This window comes from Paenibacillus sp. strain BS8-2 (assembly GCF_054483835.1).
The window spans coordinates 92,709-112,619 of the sequence record NZ_CM137010.1; the positions used below are offsets into that span (position 1 = coordinate 92,709).

General features: G+C 53.2%; 9 protein-coding genes. 6 read left to right on the forward strand and 3 right to left on the reverse strand.

Going from position 1 to position 19,911, the window contains the following annotated elements:
• Positions 1-70: 70 nt before the first annotated feature.
• Both ACX1C1_RS00370 and ACX1C1_RS00375 read right to left on the reverse strand, forming a co-directional pair.
• A complete protein-coding gene (locus ACX1C1_RS00370) occupies positions 71-1,099 on the reverse strand; it encodes an S-layer homology domain-containing protein (RefSeq protein ID WP_458955222.1) in 1,029 nt (342 codons plus the stop codon).
• 117 nt (positions 1,100-1,216) lie between these two features.
• Positions 1,217-5,773 (reverse strand): glycoside hydrolase family 3 C-terminal domain-containing protein, encoded by a 4,557-nt coding sequence (locus ACX1C1_RS00375; RefSeq protein ID WP_458955223.1) that lies wholly within the window; start codon positions 5,771-5,773, stop codon positions 1,217-1,219.
• A 370-nt stretch (positions 5,774-6,143) separates the two neighbouring features.
• Between ACX1C1_RS00375 and ACX1C1_RS00380 the strand changes: the two genes are divergently transcribed.
• The 5 genes from ACX1C1_RS00380 (at position 6,144) to ACX1C1_RS00400 (ending at position 10,883) form a co-directional block, all read left to right on the forward strand.
• Positions 6,144-6,755 carry a TetR/AcrR family transcriptional regulator gene (locus ACX1C1_RS00380; protein WP_458955224.1) on the forward strand — a complete coding sequence of 204 codons (612 nt, stop codon included), beginning with the start codon at positions 6,144-6,146 and terminating at the stop codon, positions 6,753-6,755.
• Entirely contained in the window at positions 6,752-7,363 is a 612-nt protein-coding gene (locus tag ACX1C1_RS00385; RefSeq protein WP_458955225.1) for a GNAT family N-acetyltransferase, read from the forward strand. The genes ACX1C1_RS00380 and ACX1C1_RS00385 overlap by 4 nt, the downstream gene beginning before the upstream one ends.
• A 215-nt stretch (positions 7,364-7,578) precedes the next feature.
• Positions 7,579-9,099 (forward strand): MDR family MFS transporter, encoded by a 1,521-nt coding sequence (locus ACX1C1_RS00390; RefSeq protein WP_458955226.1) that lies wholly within the window; start codon positions 7,579-7,581, stop codon positions 9,097-9,099.
• A 46-nt stretch (positions 9,100-9,145) separates the two neighbouring features.
• Positions 9,146-10,105, forward strand: coding sequence for a helix-turn-helix transcriptional regulator (locus ACX1C1_RS00395; protein ID WP_458955227.1), 960 nt, complete (start codon positions 9,146-9,148; stop codon positions 10,103-10,105).
• A 28-nt stretch (positions 10,106-10,133) separates the two neighbouring features.
• Positions 10,134-10,883 (forward strand): SDR family NAD(P)-dependent oxidoreductase, encoded by a 750-nt coding sequence (locus ACX1C1_RS00400; protein WP_458957555.1) that lies wholly within the window; start codon positions 10,134-10,136, stop codon positions 10,881-10,883.
• Between the two features lie 205 nt (positions 10,884-11,088).
• Here the strand turns inward: ACX1C1_RS00400 and ACX1C1_RS00405 are convergent, their stop codons facing one another.
• Positions 11,089-13,995: a polysaccharide lyase family 8 super-sandwich domain-containing protein gene (locus ACX1C1_RS00405; RefSeq protein WP_458955228.1), complete on the reverse strand. Its 2,907-nt coding sequence runs from the start codon at positions 13,993-13,995 to the stop codon at positions 11,089-11,091.
• Positions 13,996-14,394: 399 nt separating this feature from the next.
• On the opposite strand from ACX1C1_RS00405, the gene ACX1C1_RS00410 reads away from it, so the two are divergent.
• Positions 14,395-19,701, forward strand: coding sequence for a glycoside hydrolase family 9 protein (locus ACX1C1_RS00410; protein ID WP_458955229.1), 5,307 nt, complete (start codon positions 14,395-14,397; stop codon positions 19,699-19,701).
• Positions 19,702-19,911 lie beyond the last annotated feature (210 nt).

The following is a 19,911-nucleotide window of genomic DNA, read 5'->3' on the forward strand; positions in this document are numbered from 1 at the left end:
CATTAGAGATTGCAAGAAACCCGCTGGGCTCCTTTGGTTAAAGGTATCACCTAGCGGGCTCGTTGACAAATTACGATTGGAGCTTTGAAGCAGTTAGAATGAGCGTAATCGTCTCTGCTCGAGTAATGAAATCTCTAGGAGCGAATAAGTTTCCGCCTCTGCCCTTCACGATGCCCGCTTCAGCCGCGGCTGCCACGTAAGTACTTGCCCACGATGGAATGGATGCTGTATCCGCAAAGGTAGGACTAGCTCCATCCACAACTTCAATTCCTAACGCGTTCACAATCATTTTGGCCGCTTCGTCTCTCGTAATCGCACGGCTCGAACGGAAGGTTCCGTCCTCGTAACCATCGATGACTCCTCTGCTGGCAGCTGCTGCTACTGAATCTTTGGCCCACGCAGGGATTTGTTCGGCATCCGCAAAATGTATGTCCGTCTCCTCTGACGTCCATTTCAAAGCGCGAGCCAGCATCGTGACGAACTCAGCCCGAGTCACTTGACGATCCGGCATGAAGCTGCCATCCGGATATCCTTCCACGAAACCTAGCAGAGCGCCCTCCTTAATTTGGTTTACCGCCCAATGACCTGCTATATCCGTAAACTCAGCTGAACGAACGACGAAGTTCCGACTAACGACTTTTTCGTTTTTCGTGAGCTCGAGCTTGGAGTTGACATATTCTACATGGAGCAGATCCAGCTTGGCCGAACCTGAGGTTTTCACCGTAAAAGTTAATGTACACAGAGGCAAGTTTCCGTTATCGCCCGCTGCAATGCCCGTCTTGGTGCTTGCGAACGTTAAAATCCCGCCTTCGACAATCGGTTTGACGGAGAAACCTTTCAGCGAGCTTGCTGCAGATTTAAAACTCAATTTGTCCGTATCGTATTGCACCTTTACTTCATAGGCGTATAAGTCTTTTAAGTTGCTGCCGTTTATGACAATCTGGAGCTCTTTGCCATTACTTACCTGGCTGATAGCCGGAAGCAAGTCAAATGTCGGTTTCAACGCATCGGCCGCTAGTGCGGGTCTAACCATCATTAACGAAATCGCGATCAGGAGGCCCAAACTAAGCAGGAACGTCTTACGCATATTAGAAATCAATGGACCGCGTCTCCCTTCTTCTGTAGCCATAATCGGGTAGTCGGAGGAACGAATGATTCGCTCCTCCGACTCCAAGCATTACGGATGAAACTCTCTATCTCTTGTTATTGCTCCTTGTTATTGCTGCAGCCAATCATCCAGAATCAATCTGGCGACGTATGCGAGAATCTGAATATTGACACGATCTACAGAAACTCCGAACGGATTGACCACTCCGAATTTATTCCACTCCGCCGCGGTAGCTCCATAGTGATTGGCCACGATCGTCAAATCCTTGACCGTTACTTGGCTTTGGCCTGCTACAAGCGTTACGAACCCGCCTTGGAACAACTGCAAAGCGTTGTTGAGAGCAGTCGTTGCACCGTTAAGCGTTGTCTGCGTTGTTGCATGATCCCTTGCCGTCTTCGCTGCTGCCAACGCCTGCTCCAATGCGGATTTATCGGAATTGTATTGACCGATGACTGTTCCGATTACGGCATTGGCAAGCTTGGCTTCCGCTGTTGTGATCGCAGCGATAATCGCCGTTTTGTCCAGATCGACAGGGATGCTTGGTACTTTGGAATTATTTACGGTTGCAACAATTGTCTGAATAGAAGCGATTGCTGCCGTGATGTCAGCTTGCGTCGCGGTGTTATCCATCAGAACAGCTTGCGCTGCAGCGATCGACGATTGCAACGAAGTGATGGAGCCAGCCGCGTATTGACCCGGATTCGTGCCCTCTGTTGCCGTCTGAACGATAGTCAATAGGTTCTGTGCACCTGTAATCGCCGCCGCAAGGCCGGACAGATCCACCTCGGATACTACAATCGTATGAGATGCAGGTTCTACCACCGTCGTAACAACCTCTTCTGTTTCTTCGATGAATCGGTTGATATGGAAGTCTGCTAGAGCCACCAACGAAGCGCCGCTAACGGCTGGTTTCACAGTAGCTTGAAGAGTAAACAATGGACCGTCACTCTCGATTTCTGCACCTGTCGAAGCAAGCAGCACCTTAATTTCGCCTAGCTCCGGCTTGATTGCCGCCCCTGCGATAGCGATCTCAGAATTTACAGCTGTGATAGCCGTATCCTTCAAGTAGTGCGCCAACGTTCCGCCTTCGAGCTCAACTTCGTCCATCGCAAACGCCAACTGCTGCGGGTCATAGTGGACAATGACGTCTACGGACGAGAACCCTGCGGATAGATTCTCGAGCCCTGCCGTCAGTGTAACCGCCTGGCCAGGTCTTGCAACGGAAGGTCCCGTTAACGTTCCCTGCGTAGCCGTTACCGCTGAGCCTACTGCTTGTATGCTGTCAACCCGGATGTCCGGTCCGCTGAACTTCAAATAAATCGTTCGGCTTCCTGCTGGCGCTTGCGCCACATCCCCTTCGATCTCAACGAAGCCGAGCTCATTGACCGTCTGCGCGGTATTGCGCATCGTGTATGGAGTGACTTGCGTGACTGGAACTTCTAGCGTCGCGAACGGCTCGCTTGCCAAGGAGTCGGCATGCAGCGTAATCGTACCGCCAGCGGCTTTGGATGCCACCATCGCTTTGACCTTCTCGGCTCCCGTGAAATTCGCCTTAGGAAGCGCCACCCACGAGCTGGCATCCTTCGATGTGACCGTGTAATAACCGCCTGCAACTTGATCCGCGGTTAATTGATCCACCGTGCGCTGTTTCGATACTTCGTTGTACACAACATGATGAGAAGCAAATGCATGATCGAACACATTAAAGCCGTCAGCAGCATTCAACTGAGCAAGCTCTTCTCCAACGATCTGAATGTTGTTGGTTTGACGAATATCCTTGGACGAATGTCCAACCAACAATGAATAATTGCCGGATTCAATAACATAATCGCCTTTGTTAACATCCCAGATCGCCAAATCCTTAGCGTCAACCGTCATCGTAACGACCTTGTGTTCTCCAGCTGTGAGCTCCACCTTCTCGTAACCGACCAGTTGCTTCTGGCGCGAGAAATCTCCGTATGCCGGATTATTGTTCTTGGCGTACAATTGTACGACCTCAGAGGTTGCTACATCTCCTTCGTTCGTAATTTCAACGGATACGTTAAACGTACCGTTACCGCTCGCTGCCGTAGGCGCCGAGAAATCCTTGTACGTAAATTCCGCATAACCAAGACCGTACCCGAATTCATAAGTGACCTCTGAATCGGTATACATATAAGTCAAATTCGCTTCAACCGGATCCGCATTGTTCATGTCGGAAACATAACGAGGATCAAGCTGCTCCATTGTCAAAGTTGAGCCTTCCGGAATGGAGTAGCTGTCGATTGCAGGAAGTGCACCCATATCTGCATACCAAGTCGAAGTCAGTCGACCCGTTGGCGCATAATCTCCGTACAAGACGTCGATCAGACCTTGTGACTCGTATTGCCCCGAATACGGCTGCATAACGATAGCCGATACATTAGGATCTTCTTGAATTTCTTTCATAATCACTGGAGCCGTAGTGAGGAGCACGACGACTGTTTTCTTGTTTTTGGCTGCAAATGCCGCTGCGACATTCTTCACCAGCTTGTAATCGCCTTCGCCCAAATACAGATCCGCGCGATCGTTGCCTTCGCCGGCGCTATTGCCGGGATGCGCACCTACGAAAACGAGAGCGTAGTCCTGCGTGTCAGCCATAGCAGCAAAGTCAGCTCCAGCTTCCTTAACGACCGTTTTCTCGAACTTCGTTGCATCTGTTCTCGTATTAAAGCCAGCTAAGTTGCCGATCGTTGAGGTAGCCGCAGCGATCTTACCTTGCGCGTCAGTTGTTACAAATCGGCCATTGAATACGCCAGTCTGGAATCCGAGACCTCCAGATACAACAGATAATGTATCGTCCGCATTGTTTTCGACTCGCAGTTTAGGAGGTACTGTACTGTTAATTGCCACGGAGCTTAAGTTGCTCCAGTCAGCCCCTGTAAGCAGCAGGCTTGCCGTCGCCGTATTGCCGACCGCCGCACCATTGGCTGTTGGAGCGCTGAGCCAGCGGTTATTAGCCAGCGACTTAAAGCTGAACGCGTTCTGTCCCCAGTCTGTTACTTCGAACAGCTGGCTGTTCGTGAACTCGCCTGCCGTAGGTGTATAGTTAGCAGTCAATTGATCTCCATTACCGGAAGCAGAAGTCAAATATTGTCCGTTAAGCTTCGACTTCAGCGCTACAACCTCGCCGCCTGTCGCAAACTGGACTTTATCCGCACCAATCGTGTTAAGGAGAGTGTACAGAGGCGTTTTGCCACTGTTATCAATTGTAGTTGGTGTTGATGCCGTGTACTGAGGTCTCATCCGCATATCGGCATATACGCCAGCAACAGCTGCTTTTTCGTTTTTCTGCAGCGGCAGCGCACCGTCCGTATTTTTGAGAAGAACCACCGTCTCACGTGCCGCTTCCAGCGCTACCTCTTGATGGGCAGGCGTGCTGAAGTTGGTCAGCGTACTGGCTACGTCTTTGGCTTGATTCGCGAATGGGTAGTTTTTCGGTATGCCATTCTCGTCCGGCTCGTTGAAGATGCCCAGACGAACGAGCTGGTTGACCAACGGGCGTCCCGCCTCGATGACATGCTCTAATGTAAGACCATAAAGTCCTTCTTTGGTCGCATTAGCGAGCGTCACCACATCCGTTTTGTCCGTTCCGGAAGCGCGTACCGATTCGGAATGAGCTAGCACCATCAAAGCAAGCGCGTGCTTACGATCCAGGGTATATCTCGCATCGTAACCGTTGCTGAAATTCGTGTTGAACAGATGGTTCTCACCGTTGAAGTCTGGCGAAGAATACATGCCATACTTTGCGATTTCATTGCCTTTGATTAAGTATGGCGAAATGATATTCGGGATGCCGTTCGTACGTCCGAACGATGTCATAATACCCGAAACCGATCCGGATTCAAGCCCCTTGAACGCGGAAGGGATTTGATATTCAAAGATTGCCCGAGCACTTGCCGCTGTGCTGGAAGATTGACGGAACCACTCGGCGTTATACATCGAGAAGTGTTTGGTCCCTACAACGGCGCGAATCCAGAAGCCGTCATCGCTTTCGCCTAAGTTCGTTCCCGCAAGCCCCGACGCCTTACTGTCAATCATCGTAGCGGAAAGATATGGATCTTCTGAGTAACCCTCGTGGAATCGTCCGTTAAGCGGATTCACCCGAACGTCTGACAAGGCTGTGAACGCGATGGAACGGGATTGTGCTGCACCGCTTCCATTGTGATTGTTGGCCGTTCCTTGTTTGACATTCAACTGACTGATTTTTTCGCTGCCCATGACCTGGCCGATTCGAGCTACCAAATCTTTGTTCCAGGTTTGTCCCATGCCGAGCAACACCGGGAAATCCGTCGAAACGCCGGATACGTTGTCTGCCGCTGATAGTCCGCCAGGTACCGTTTTTCCTTTGCGCGGATTATCGTCCATGACAAAGGTATAGTTATCCCTGATTCCGGTAGCGTAGAGCGATGCGCCCTCAAGACCGATATAGTCATAATAGGTATCCACGAATGCATCAAGATGTGCTGGGTTTCCGTCGAATAGCGGCATACCGTCATAGACGCCGCCCACTTGGGTGTTAAAGATAACGACCGCGTCCGCCGATGCGCTTGGAGCCTGGATGGTGAATGCTACGCTTACCGCCATCAAGCAAGACAAGGCCGCCGCGACTGGACGTTTGGCCTTTCGTAACTGGAGAATTTTCATATGAACCTCCTAATGGTTAATGAATGAACGCTGTCAAATAAACCACAAACCATACATCCTGCCATACGCTCTAAGGCCATGATTCTTCTAATCGCTTCAAACGACCACCCCTTGTTTCCATATTTTGCAGAGTAGCTACTCTTAAATTGTAAGCGGTTACCCTAATATGGATAAGCGCTCTAAAGTTTGGTTTTAATCCGCATTTTTTAGGTTGTGGTCGGGTGAGACTCACTCTCGAATAGAAAACAGCGACAGCCAAGGACGAGAACTAATCCTGGACTGTCGCTGTTTTATTTTGGCATACAATTGACAATTTGCTGTTATGATTTTACAATGAATAATAATTCATTCATTGAAGGAGCAACCAAAAATGCCCCGTACACCTGAGCAATACGAGACCATGCGCCTTGCAACCCGTACCAAAATTCAGACAGCCGCGATGCGGTTATTTGTTCGTCAAGGATACGGCTCCACTAATGTGCAGCATATTGCCGATCAGGCTGGCATTAGCACCGGCCTTATGTACCGTCATTACAAAACAAAGGATCAGCTCTTCGAGGAGCTGGTGCAATTCGCCATGGCCGGACTTGAGGCGCTGATTGCCAAATTTCAGTACACCGAAGAGCCTGCTGAGGAACTGGAACGATTCGCGAACGAGGTATATCTCGACCTATCTTCCGGCGATGACTTGGGGCACCTCTTACTGTTGATGACACAATCCTTCTTCTCCACGGAGACGGACGGTCGGAGAGAGGAACTCAAGCAGATTCACATTGATCTGATGCAAGCAACTACCGCTCTTATCGTCAAAGGGCAGCGGCAAGGCAAATTCCGAGAAGGAAACGCTACTGAGATGGCCCAATATTTCTTCTCCTCCATCCAGGGACTTGCGATGATGAAGATGATGCTGGAAGAGAAATTTTCGATGCCGTCGAGATCGCTCTTGACCTTAGTATTCAAACAGGAGGGTGAAACGTTGTGAAACATTCTAGCGCTTTTAAGGTTGTCCGGGCGGACCGAGCTGGTGTAGAGGTCAGAAACCAGATGGCGGAGATCTTCGCCGACGGCTTCTCGCAGTGGCTCACGTATTTCTCTAAAGACCGGGATGTCATCGCAAAGGCGTTCGCCCATATGTTTGTGTTGGATCAGTTTTATGTGGCGCTCGCTGGCGATCGGGTGGCTGCCATTGGCGCATGCACGGACTGTCGAAGCTTCTCCCTAGAACTCCAGGGCGCACCGCTCCGCCGGCATCTAGGCTGGTTCAAGGGCTCGATGGCTGCACTCATTCTCAAGAGAGAGTTCCAAAAACCTTTTGTCGACCCGCCGACCGAAACGGGTTCGGTCGAATTCATCGGTACTGCCTCATCCTTCCGCGGTCAAGGAGCGGCATCGGCCGTTATTCGACATATGCTGGATCATTTGCCGTACCGTAACTATCTTATCGAAGAGGTCGCCGATACCAATGTTCCGGCTATCCGCTTGTATGAGAAACTTGGGTTCACGGAGTACAAACGCAAGTCCCTATCCCCTAAACAGGCCCGCGTATCTGGTATCAATTACATGGTCTCGCTGTGTTTGAAGAAATCCTGAGCATTTCACTTTATCATCAAGGCTGGTTGCGTCATCTTCCATCCGTGCCACCACCAACCCACAGCTCCGTGCCCCACTCTCCTTCCTCCCTCAGCCAACAACTTTTTTTCAACCGCCTTTCTTTCCTGACACACAGTTGTCAACAAGGGTAGCTTATGATGATCACAGATGATGATTAAGCAATCCAAACAGGAACAAGAAAGGACTGGTAACGAATGACAAAGAAATTAGCTGCAATCGTAGGAGGACTGTTGCTTGCCATACTGATGGCCTCCATGGACAACACGATTGTTTCGACCTCGATCGGCACGATCGTAGGAGAGATGGGGGGACTCGACAAGTTCGTATGGGTCACCACGGCGTATATGGTCGCGGAGATGGCCTGCATGCCGATCTTCGGCAAGCTGTCCGATATGTACGGGCGCAAACGGTTTTTCGTCTTCGGGATTATCGTCTTCATGATCGGCTCCGCGCTCTGCGGAATGGCGCAATCCATCGTGGAGTTAAGCATGTACCGGGCGGTGCAAGGGGTAGGCGCGGGCGCGATGGTATCCATTGCGTTCACGATTCTGTTCGATGTCCTTCCGCCTAAGGAACGCGGCAAAATGATGGGCGCGTTCGGAGCGGTGTTCGGATTGTCCAGCGTGCTCGGCCCGCTGCTCGGCGGTTATATCACCGACCACTTGAATTGGTCGTGGATCTTCTACATCAATCTGCCGCTAGGGTTCATCGCGCTGGTGATGATCGCTATGTTCTACAAGGAGTCGAAGGAGCACTCCCGCCAAAAAATCGACTGGGCCGGTTCCGTTCTGCTCGTTGGGGCTATCGCCAGTTTCATGCTTGGCCTGGAGCTCGGCGGCAAAACGTATGCCTGGGATTCTCCGCAAATCATCGGACTGTTCGGCGGGTTCGCGGTTCTTGTTTTCTTGCTGATTTTAGTGGAAAGAAAAGCGGCGGAACCCATCATCTCGTTCGGTTTGTTCCGCAGCAGACTGTACACGACAAGCAACCTGGTCGCCATGCTTAGCGGCGCGGCCTACATGACGGCGGCGATCTTCATTCCGATTTACGTGCAGGGCGTGCTGGGCGGCTCTGCTTCCAATTCGGGCCTCACCTTGCTGCCGATGATGGTAGGTTCGGTCGTCACCGCGACGCTTGGCGGAATCCTGATGGCGAAGCTGCAATACCGCACCATCATGATCGGAACACTCGTGATACTGCTGGCGGGTCTTGCCCTCCTGTCGCAAATTACGGTAGAATCTTCTCGACTTTCCATTACGGGAATCATGATTCTGATCGGCCTCGGGATCGGCGCCTCCTTCTCGGTGCTCAGCACGGCCGTTATGGACTCGTTCCCCGCTTCGCAGCGCGGAGCTGCCAGCTCTACCCTGAATTTCAATCGCTCGCTCGGAATGGCGCTTGGCATTACCGTCTTTGGGATCGTGCAAAGCCACAACCTGCTCGGCAAGCTCTCCGCCTCGTTCGGAGATGGCGGCGCCGCCGTCCCGGCCGGTTTGAACCTAAGCGATCCTTATTCGCTGCTGAATCCGGCGTTCCGGCAATCCGTTGATCCGCAGGCGCTGGATACGATCACGGCCGGGCTGTCTAGCTCGATTGGAGCTACTTTTGCCTGGAGCCTCATTCCTGCCGTTCTGGCGCTTATCGCGGCTTTCATGATGACGAAGGGCAAGATGAATCCGGCTGCCGAAGGGCAAGAGCTGGCCGTCGCACACTAATTCATCGATCGGCGAAACGCGACATGCCGACTGAGGAGAAATGACCATGAAGCTTGAACGGTTAATGACTATTACGATTTTGCTGCTTAACCGAAAACGAGTACAAGCGCAGGAATTGGCGGACCAGCTCGAGGTGTCCCTCCGCACCATCTATCGCGACCTCGACTCGCTCGGTCAAACCGGCATCCCCATCGTCTCCTATACCGGCATGGAAGGCGGCTACGAAATCATGGACAGCTTCCGGCTGGATCGTCAATTGCTGTCCTTCGACGAGCTGACCGCCCTCTCCGCCGCGCTTCGCGGTCTGGAATCCACCAAGGCGTTCGACCGCGGCAACATGGATCTCCTCCTTGGCAAAGTAGGCGCGATGGTCGCCCAAGCCGAGCAAGGACGGGGGGACGGCGGCGAACGGATTCAAGTCGATTTCACCCCTTGGAAGAATAGCGAAGAGGATCAGAGCCGATACGACTCCCTTCGCAAGGCCGTGGACGAGCGAAAGCTCATCCGGTTCACGTACACCAGCAGAACCGGCGAACAAAGCCGCGAAGTGGAACCGATGGCGCTCGTGCTCAAAAACTACGTTTGGTATCTGCACGGCTATTGCCGGCTGCGCGATGATTATCGCATTTTCAAGCTGTCCCGCGTTCGGGATCTCGACGTGCAAGCCGGCACATTCGTACGGCGGGCGGAATCGCTTGCACAGCTTAACGATAGATGGACGGCGCCTGAACCTCATGCGGCGAGCGAAGGGATACCCGTCGTCCTGCGGTTCACGGCGGCCGTTGCCGTATGGGTGATGGACCGTTTCGACGAAAAACACATCGAGCGCTTGCCGGATGGGCAGCTCATCGTCCGAATGAACTTCTCCAGCGAAAGCTGGCTGATCCGTACCGTGCTCCAATATTTGACCGAAGTGACCGTGCTCGAGCCTGCCTACATGGCCGATAAAGTAAGACGGGTCGCTCTGGATATCGCGGCGCGGTACGGCGGGGCGGATAAGGAATAACGCGGATCGGGGAGGAAGCTTGATTATGATGTCCTTACACGGAAAAGTAGCGATTGTCGTCGGAGGCGCGCGCGGAATCGGGCGGTCCACGTGCGTGCAGCTCGCCAAACAAGGTGCAAAAGTCGTCGTGGTCGACTTCGGCAACGGGTCGAACGCCGAAGCCGTAGCGGCCGGGATTGTCGCGGATGGCGGCGAAGCCGTGTCGATGAAGGCGGATGCCCGCAGCCCGGAGCAAATGAAAGAGGTGGCGGAGGCCGTCATTCGTTCGTTCGGACGAATCGACATCCTCGTATGCAACGCGGGGCCGAGCGCCGAAGCCGCAACCTTCGCCGAGCTGGCTTGGGAACCATTCGAACGGCAGATGACCGATGAATTAAAGGCGGCGTTCGAACCGACGAAAGCCGTGATTCCCGCGATGATGGAGCGAAAGGTCGGCCGGATTATCTATCTGTCCAGCACGGAGGGCAAGGATCCCACTCCTCCTTATATCTCGTTCGGCACGGCGAAGGCCGGTCTGGATGCATTCGCCCGATACATCGCGCAAGAATACGGCCCCTACGGGATCACGGCCAACGTCGTCGCTCCCGGCTTCGTTAGATCTGACGATCTCTTCGGTTTATCCGAAGAAGAAGGACGCGTGATTGGCAGTTTTACGCCGCTGGGCCGGATTGCCGAGCCGGAGGATGTCGCCGGGGTCATCTCCTTCTTGGCCGGAGACGGCGCACGTTTCCTGACGGGAACCTATACGCCCGTCACCGGCGGGCTTGTCATGGAGTAAGAGCGGCTTCCGAGAGGCCCTTAATCTCGGCTTTCTTCGAGGAAAGCTTCTTTAGATAAGCCCCCGCATGAAGCGCCTCGACAGGGATAGTCGTTGACCGGTTTTCATGCGCGGGCCACATCATGTATACGTTGTACGTGCCGCTTATCGGCAACGATGCCGAAAACGTCACGCTTTGGGTTCCCTTGCCCGCGTTATCGTCATGCTAATAATTTATGCCATATCGGTCCGTCTGCGTAGCTTCCGCTTTCCAAACTCCGGTCTTCGCCGCTCCCGCATCCGTATTGTCTATAATGACGGGTTCGACCTCTGGAACAGGGTCCGGGTCTGGAACACGTACGAACCTAACGGCATCGGCTGCGACATAGCCGACCGTTCCGTCATTACGTATCGTTAAACCGTTGCCGCCTTGTCCAGCCTCAAAAGCATACGTGCCAAGCGACTGCCAGACGCCTCCTCCCGTCGTCTGATCAACTGTCGTTGCCGCCGTTCCTCCATCAAAAACGATGTCGATCGGCACTGCCGTCGAACGATTGAAGTGCGCCGTCCACGACAGGAATAGCTCGTACGTGCCCGCTTCCGGCAGGTTCGGAGCGAACGTCAACCATTTTTCTCCTTTACCCGCATTGTCGTCATGGAAATAGTTTGCACCGTACTTGTCATTCCCGACCGTGCCCGTCTTCCAGCCGCCGCTCTTGGTGACCGCTCCGGATGTATCCGCATTGTCGACAATAACTTCCATTGCCGGCTCCGGCTCTCCCAATTCGAACGAGGTATGAAATGATTTCCCTTTTGCTCCCGCAACGTTCACGGACAGCTTGATCGTCGGGCTAAGTTGCGTCACGGTTACACCTGTGTCCGCCGTGTACGAAACGGCTGAACGATCAAGCTCAAGCTGTATCGCCCCGGCGTTTAACTGCGTTGGATCGCTGATCGACACACTCAACTGTTCGCCGTCCAAAGACTCCTTCGTCTTGACAGACGCTTTGGCGCTCGAGGTAATCAGGTCAACGGTTTGCGTTGTATCGGTCCAAAAGTTAGCGCCAACGATGCCGAGCGACGATTCCTTAACCGCCTGTACAGCCGAGGAATTTTCCAGAACAACAAAATCTGGATTGGACGAATAAGAGGCAACCTGACTGCTAGTTTTACCAGGCAGCAGCGCATAAGCGTACTCCGCGCCTGTTGGATTAACACCGTGATCAACCCACATCGTCATATAGTTTCTGGTAATAGGCGTCGACGGCGAAACTGGCCTCGTATTTAATTGCTTCCAATTGCCCGTCCGCGCTTCGCGCTTCATGTCGATGTCGGGCGTTTCCGGGAAGTAATAACCGATGTCAGAGCTTGCCGCATTCCCTTGCAGATGCGCCCACGACACATCATCGATTGTATCCGACCAGCCAAGCGAATCGGAAACGACCGTGCCGTTAACTGTCAAAGCCTCGTTGCCCGCCGCGCCGAGCTTGCGGTTTTCAATTACCGTCTCTGCCGCTATGCCGTCCGTGCTTGTAATGCCGGCGCCAAGCGCAACGATCTCATCGTCGAGCATAAACCAGGATTTGCGAGCGGAAAGCGAATTTCCGCTATACGACAAATCCATTCCGGATACGCCGTACAGTCCGTCCATTGCAGTGCCGCCGGTCCATTGATTAACGCTGGTATGGGAACTTGTCGGCGTACCCGACAACACGCTTGTGCCCGGAAGCCGATAGCTGTCAACGGTTGGCCAATAATCGTCGCTGAACTGGCCCAGGTCCCCATTGTACAGACTGGTCATGCCCGCCGAGGTGTACCAAGCTTTGCCGTTCTCGCTGTTGATCGCCTCGAAGCTGCCGATGCGGCTCGAATACATAGCAAGACCGAACCCGTAGCCCGGACGGAGCTGGACGGCGCGATCCATGCCCGCATATTGCTTGTACAGCACAAGCTCATCCGCCAGAGCAATAGAGGAATCGGCGGCGATGTCCTTCGCCAGCTGCACCAGCGGCACGGAGGCCGTTTGGTAAAAGCTCAAAAACGTATCCTGTTCGATCCACGCTTTGACCATACGTTTAAAGTCAATCTCCTGAGAAGCGGGAGCGACTAAAGCCAGCTTCATAATGCCTTGAATCGCCTCATGCCCCGCCGCACGATCCTGCGAATAATTCCGTGAAATTTCGCGACCCCGCACATTGTCCATAATAGCGCCCTTATAGATCACAGGTTGATAGGCGTCATACACCCAGCTCCACACGTTTTCGACATCCGGATCGATAACATCCCACGACGTTCCGTGCAGCATATACAGCAGATCGCCCATCGCCTTTAGCAAAGATAATCCATAGCCTCCCGTATAAGGGAATCTGCTGTGCTGAATAAACGAGCCATCCCGATAAAAGCCGTCCCCGCTCGTCACGTAATCAAAAATTTGAGAGAGTCCGTCCCTTACCGATAACAGCTTTGTGGAATCCTTGACAAGGATGCCTCGCACACCTACAACGATCGCCTTCCACGAGCGGTTTGCACCTGTCAGATTGACGCTCGGAGTGAACCGTTCCACCGCGGCGGCGAAATTGGCGACCTGCGAAGAAGACAACGCATCGTACATGAGCACGACCGCGTCATTAAGCGCCATCGGAATGCCGATCTGCCAATCCCACCAATTGCTTGTGCCGCTTGGCGTCGTCGTGGTGTTCTCGTTATAACGAGTCGCGTACATATAATCCAGCGCCGACACGATATCCGTTTCCAGTCCGGCATCCAAATACAGAGAAGAGTCTTGCATCGAATAGGCAAGCGCCATAACCTTGATTCTTTCGTAAACCGTTCGAATATGCACTGAATTTCCTAACCCAGGGATATCGCTCCACAGATAACTCCTTCCTGACGTCTTAACCATCGCGGACCAGAACTGATTCGCCTCCTCTTCAATCTCGTCCAGCCCGGCTGCAATGTCGGCATCCAGCGGATCGAGCCCGGATCCTCCAGTCAGCATTTCCTTCCACGCTTCCCTCATCGCATCATATTCATCCGATGCGCGAGCCTTGTCGGGTGACCAAACCCCTGCCGACATGATCGCCAGCAGCATCGCTAGCATAAGCATGCAGTCTTTTTTAAACTTCCTGTTCATTAATTCATCTCCTTCGCAATTTTTTAAGCGCTTTCATTCGATAGTTTAACGAACGTTCTCTCCTTTTAAAACCATCCGATTTCGAGAAATGGTTTCCTTTTTCGAGATGCATGCTCCCTGGCTGACTGATCTGTCTAGCAATACTGGAATATATCATGCACTGCTCGTTATACATCATTGCTTGCCTGGCAGGTGAAAGGCTATCATATTGTCCTGAAAGCGGATACAAAATATGGAAGGAGGGATAAGTTTATGCGTATTCCGCAAGGAATGCGCTAGGAAGATACGAGATGAACGAACAACGAGAACAGGTTTCTCACAAGATTCGATTATCGCATGGGCCGCATTTGAAATGTCTATGCACGCCCAATAGAAAACAACGAATGGGAGGTTTAATTAATGTCATTTAAGAAATGGGCTCCGCCTGCAACCAAAAGGATGAGCGCCATATGCCTAGGCGTCGCTCTTGCTTTCCCCGCCATCGCGATATCGCCTCAAGCTGTAGAAGCCGCAATTGCTCCGCTCCCGGGGCCAAGTAATCCGCTCGTTTACGACAATTTTTCGGGCGGCGGCGTATTCAAACAAAATTGGATGAACTGGTTTAATCAGGACGGCGGCACCGCTGCCTTCACCAAAGCTACGGAGGATTCTCGAGAAATCGGCAAATTCGCGCAAACGCCCGTCAGCAACAAGTCTTGGGCAAAGTTCCAGCCTTGGAACGAAACCGTCGACCTTACAGGCTACCGCTATTTGAATTTCTCGCTCAAAAACCCGGGATATTCGAATGCCCAGCTGCGCGTAGTCATTAACGACGGCTCCCGCAATTATACGCTTATCAACTGGGAGTCCGTGGACAGCGACTGGACGACCAGACAGTTTGATATGGAGGCGCTCTCTCCCGCAATCAACAAAAAGAAGATCAAATTCGAAGTTTGGCTGCGCCAAACCGGCGGAACATACGGCGAAATCTGGATGGATGATATTGTTGCGACGACCGCCTCTGGAAGCAGCGCTCCCGTGTTGTCCGAGGCGGGAATGACCTCCAATACCGAAGGTATTCCGAACCAAAACACCGCCTTCACATTCACTTCCACCTATACCGATGCCGACAACGAAAAGCCGTTCGCCATGCAGGTTGTCATTGACGACACGGCTTACGATATGAAGGAAAACGACGCTTCGGACATCGATTACACCGACGGCAAAGACTACACCTACCTCACCAAGCTGCCCGTGGGCTCCCATTCGTACTTTTTCCGGGCGACGGACCTCACTTCGGATGGCGCAGCGACCAGTCCGCAGACCGTTCCAACCATCGTTCAATCGAACCAAACGCTTGATGTTGTTGCCAGCCAAGTCGGATACAGCATTCATGACGTTAAAAACGCGAAGGTCGCATCCACGCTGCCTCTTGCGGACACTACCTACGAAATCTTTAACGGCAGCGGGACATTAGTCGCAAGCGGCGATATGGAGTACGAAGGAGTAACCTGGGAGAAGCATGTTTATACAATCGACTTCTCTTCGGTTGCCACTCTCGGTCAAGGCTATACGGTCAAAACGAACGGCGTCTCCTCCTTCCCGTTTTCAATCGAAACGAATGTGTGGAGCAATTATACGGATGAAATGACTGCCTTCTACCGTCTGCTCAGAGCGAGCGTCTCTACGGAAGAAGCTTACCCTCCCGGCTATAGCAGCGTCGCTCCTTCGGCCAAGCTCTATCACGCGGCTGGGCATCTGGACGACGGTGCGTCCGCCGACGGCACGCAGCACTACGATCTGACCGGCGGCTGGTACGATGCCGGCGATTACGGCAAGTACGGCGGCAACCAGTGGGTCGGCGCTCAAATCGCGCTCGCCTATGTTCGTTACGCCGACAAGGCCAGCGTCAAGTTCGACAACGACGACAACGGGATTCCGGATCTCATCGACGAAGCGATTTGGGGCAGCGAATATGTCATCAAATTCGCCGATCAGCTCGGAGGCGCGATGTACAACCTGCGCAACAACGCCGCCTTCGTTCACCCGGCTAAGGCGACGGACAACATTCCCGGCACGGCCGACGATCGCAAAATAACCGATTATGGCGTCGGCGGTTCCGCCAAAGCCGCGGGTACGCTCGCCGCAACGGCGCGCGCGATTCAAACGGCTATCGCGCAAGGCGACGTCGAATCGTCCAAAATTGCCGAGCTGACCGCATTCGCGGCCGAAAGTCAAGCGGCTGCCGAAGTCTTTTACCAATATGTACTCGATCATTATAACGATCCGATCGGATCGTACAGCACGCGCGGCGGTATAGACAATTCCATGCTGTTAGCCGACGTTGAAATGTATCTTCTGACGAACGATACAGATTACAAGGACGCGGCTACGATCAAAATTAATGCGCTGACGTTCGCAGACCTGTATACAACTAACTACTGGGATATGAGGCCGATGTCGCTCGCCGAGTTTTATCCCGCGGCCGACCCGACGACCCAAGCTCATATTCACGACCTGCTGAAGCAGCAAGTAAACTACTTCTTATCGTCTGCCGACGATACGCCTTACGGCGTGTTCAACCAGTTCAAAAACTTCGGCGTCAACGAGCCGCACGCATCGTATCTCGGCGACCTGCTTCGTTACTACGAGCTGTTCGGCGATCCGGCGGCGCTTAACGGCGTGCTCAAAGGTCTATATTGGATTTTTGGCGAGAACCCTTGGAATATCAGCTGGGTATCCGGCATCGGCTCCGATTTCGTCGATTTCCCTCATACCCGCTACGACGAAGAATCCAATACGCCAGAGGGCAAAGGCATCGTATTCCCTGGCGCTATGCTTAGCGGACCAAACATCAAGGACACGAAAAACAAAAAAAGCGTAAGCCCTTGGTATGAGGATCGTTCACTCGATCAGGACGACACAAACCAATGGCGCTACAACGAATTCAGCGTCAGTATTCAGGCCGGTCTCCTGTATACGATAATGGGACTGAGCGCAACCGACAGCGCGGCGATCCCGTCCGGCACAACACCGCAAGAGCTGCCTATTCTTTCGCCAATCATCGGCGACTACGTTCGGGGCGACGTCACGATCTTCGCCGATCCGGCGGACGGCGTGAGCTCCCTGCAATATTCGGTGCCGGGAGTCGGCTACCAAGCGATGACGCCATCCGGCGAAGTATTTGCTGGCATGGTTGACGAAAGCGCTACGGCTCCTTTCTTTAACCGCCGCATCGATGTTAAAGGAACAGACGCAAACGGCAATGACACGTATAGCTCTACACACTACACGGTTGCTTCGCCATTGCCGGATCCTTCTACTCCGCTGCTCTACGACGACATGGGCGGCGGCGGCTTATGGGGCTCAACCGGCGGCAACAGCCAGTGGGTGAACTGGTATACGCAAAACGGAGGCTCGGCGACCTTTGCTAAAACGACTGCGGATGGCCGCACCGTAGGCAAGTTTACGCAGACGCCTGGCTCGGCGACTTCTAACGCGAAGTTCCAGCCGTGGCACGATGCCCTCGACTTGTCGGGCTACCGCTATCTGAACTTCACGGTCAAAAATCCGGGTTACACGGATCTGCGCATGAAAATCGAGCTGTCTGACGGCACCCGCACGCATAACCTAACGGGCGGTTGGGCTAGCGTTCCCACAGACTGGACTAACCTTGCGATCGATTTGGACGGATTGGCGAATCCGGTTAAAAAAGAAAACGCCAAGCTGGCCATTTGGCTCAATCAAACAGGCGGCGCTTACGGCGAGCTGCTTGTCGATGAAATCGCAGCCACCAACGTCGCTAGCGGTTCGGCTCCTGTACTGACAGACGGCGGCGTTAATACGGCGAACGGCGATCGGGATACGGACTACACATTTGGCGTCACTTACACTGATGCTGACAATGAAGCCCCATTCGCAATGGAGCTGGTGCTGGACGGCATCGTCCGCTACATGGAAGCGTTGGATCCTAGCGATACGAATTTCGAAGACGGCAAAGCTTATACCTATACCACCAAACTTCAGCCAGGCGTTCATTCGTATTATTTCCATACGACCGACACCTCTTCTGATGCAGTGAGCACGGGAGTTCTGGTCGGTCCGGAGGTCGGTAGCGGCGAAATCGTCGTCGACCCGACGACTTTGTTCTCCGACGATTTTGAGGATGGCAATGCCGACGGCTGGCTGTCGACAAGCGGCGTATGGAACGTGACAGATGGCGCCTACAACGGAAAAGCAAGCTCCGGCAACAGCTTCTCTATTGCAGGTGACGCCGAGTGGACAGATTACACGTTGGAAACAAAAGTCAATATAACGAACAATTCTGGCGGCAACAAGGATGCGGGACTCGTATTCCGCTACACCGATCCGAACAACACGTATATGCTGTATTTAAAAAATAATGATCGCTCCGGCCGCAAGATGGAGCTGGTCAAGGTTGTAGGCGGCGTAAAAACGGTGCTGGCTCATGCAAGCCCTAGCATCGCCGCGAATACGTTCTACACGTACCGAATCGTAGCCGAAGGAGACAGCATCGAGGTTTACAAGGATGATGTTCTGGAGCTCAGCGCTACGGACAACGCCATCGCGCAAGGTAAAATCGGCGCGCGCGTATTTGCCAATACGCTTGCGATATACGACGACGTTACCGTGAGCTCGACGCAAGAAGCTGCTCTGCCCGAGCCGCCGGGAAGTCCGGCAGGCTTGGCCGCGGAGGCTGGCGCCGGAGTCGTCACGTTGGCATGGGCGCCTGCTGAAGGTACACAATCCTTTTTGATCAAGCGTAGTCTGATTGACGGAGGACCGTATGAAACAATAGCGGAGGATGTTATCGAGTTAGCCTATGTTGATCAAACTGTAGAGAACGGCAAAACCTACTTTTATATCGTGACGGCAGTCAATGAGGCGGGCGAAAGCGAAGCTTCCGCTCAAGCATCGGCGACTCCGCTTGAAGAAGTAGTAGAACCGGAGCTGCCGAACGTCATTGATAGCCTGACTGCCGTACCGGGCGTTGGCCAAATCGCATTGGCGTGGGCGCCTTCGGAAGGCGCGGACTCCTATCTGGTCAAGCGCAGCCTGACAAACGGAGGTCCTTACGAGACGATAGCAGACGGCGTTGCCGGAACTGCCTATATCGATGAATCGGCAGAGGCAGGCACGACCTACTATTACATCGTATCCGCGGTTAACGCCGCGGGAGAAAGCGCAGCCTCCAATCAAGCGAGCGCGGCTCCGCAAGAGGAAACCGTTGAGCCGGAGCCAGAACCGGAACCGTCGATTGTCTCTACCAATGGGAAGCTCAAGCTTCCCGCAGGTCAATCGGGCCGCGTTAGTCTGGAGGGCAAAGTCACGATAGACGTTGCCGAAGAAACAACATCCATAAAACTGGATCTCGGCATCCTCAAAACATGGAGTATTTTATGGGACAAACGAGGAAAAGCCGAGCTTGCCAGCGATCCTTACGTCCTGTACAAGACTCCCCTGTTGCCGTTTGCCAAGGCTGTGACGCTTACGATGTCCTTCGATTCGGCTAAAGTCGACGACAACCAATCGGTAGGAATCTTCTATTACGATGTGTTAAAGCAACAGTGGCTGCCGGCTGGCGTAACAACCGTTGAAGGCGATCAAGCCAGCGTACAGATCAACCAGTTTGCGATATTCGCGGTGCTTGTCGTTGACGAAGCAACCGGCGCTCCGATTATAACCACGCACGATTGGGGTTTCTAGACAGCAGCTTTGCCGTACTTTGGCTGTAAGGGTGTTGCGATCTAAAAAAATAGCGGTGCGAGGGTGATCCTTAGCACCGCTATTTTTTTGTCCGCCTATACTTCAACAGGTTATCCCAAAAGGCCGAACGCCGCTAAGCGCTAGTGAAGAAAAGCCACTTTGAAGGTTTTCCCTCTAGCGCTTGCAACCTTTACCGGCTTGCCGCGGGCC

Coding starts and splice junctions, on each gene's coding strand:
- ACX1C1_RS00375 (WP_458955223.1), bottom strand. CDS start 5,773: ATGAAAATTCTCCAGTTACGAAAGGCCAAACGTCCAGTCGCGGCGGCC.
- ACX1C1_RS00380 (WP_458955224.1), top strand. CDS start 6,144: ATGCCCCGTACACCTGAGCAATACGAGACCATGCGCCTTGCAACCCGT.
- ACX1C1_RS00390 (WP_458955226.1), top strand. CDS start 7,579: ATGACAAAGAAATTAGCTGCAATCGTAGGAGGACTGTTGCTTGCCATA.
- ACX1C1_RS00395 (WP_458955227.1), top strand. CDS start 9,146: ATGAAGCTTGAACGGTTAATGACTATTACGATTTTGCTGCTTAACCGA.
- ACX1C1_RS00400 (WP_458957555.1), top strand. CDS start 10,134: ATGTCCTTACACGGAAAAGTAGCGATTGTCGTCGGAGGCGCGCGCGGA.
- ACX1C1_RS00405 (WP_458955228.1), bottom strand. CDS start 13,995: ATGAACAGGAAGTTTAAAAAAGACTGCATGCTTATGCTAGCGATGCTG.
- ACX1C1_RS00410 (WP_458955229.1), top strand. CDS start 14,395: ATGTCATTTAAGAAATGGGCTCCGCCTGCAACCAAAAGGATGAGCGCC.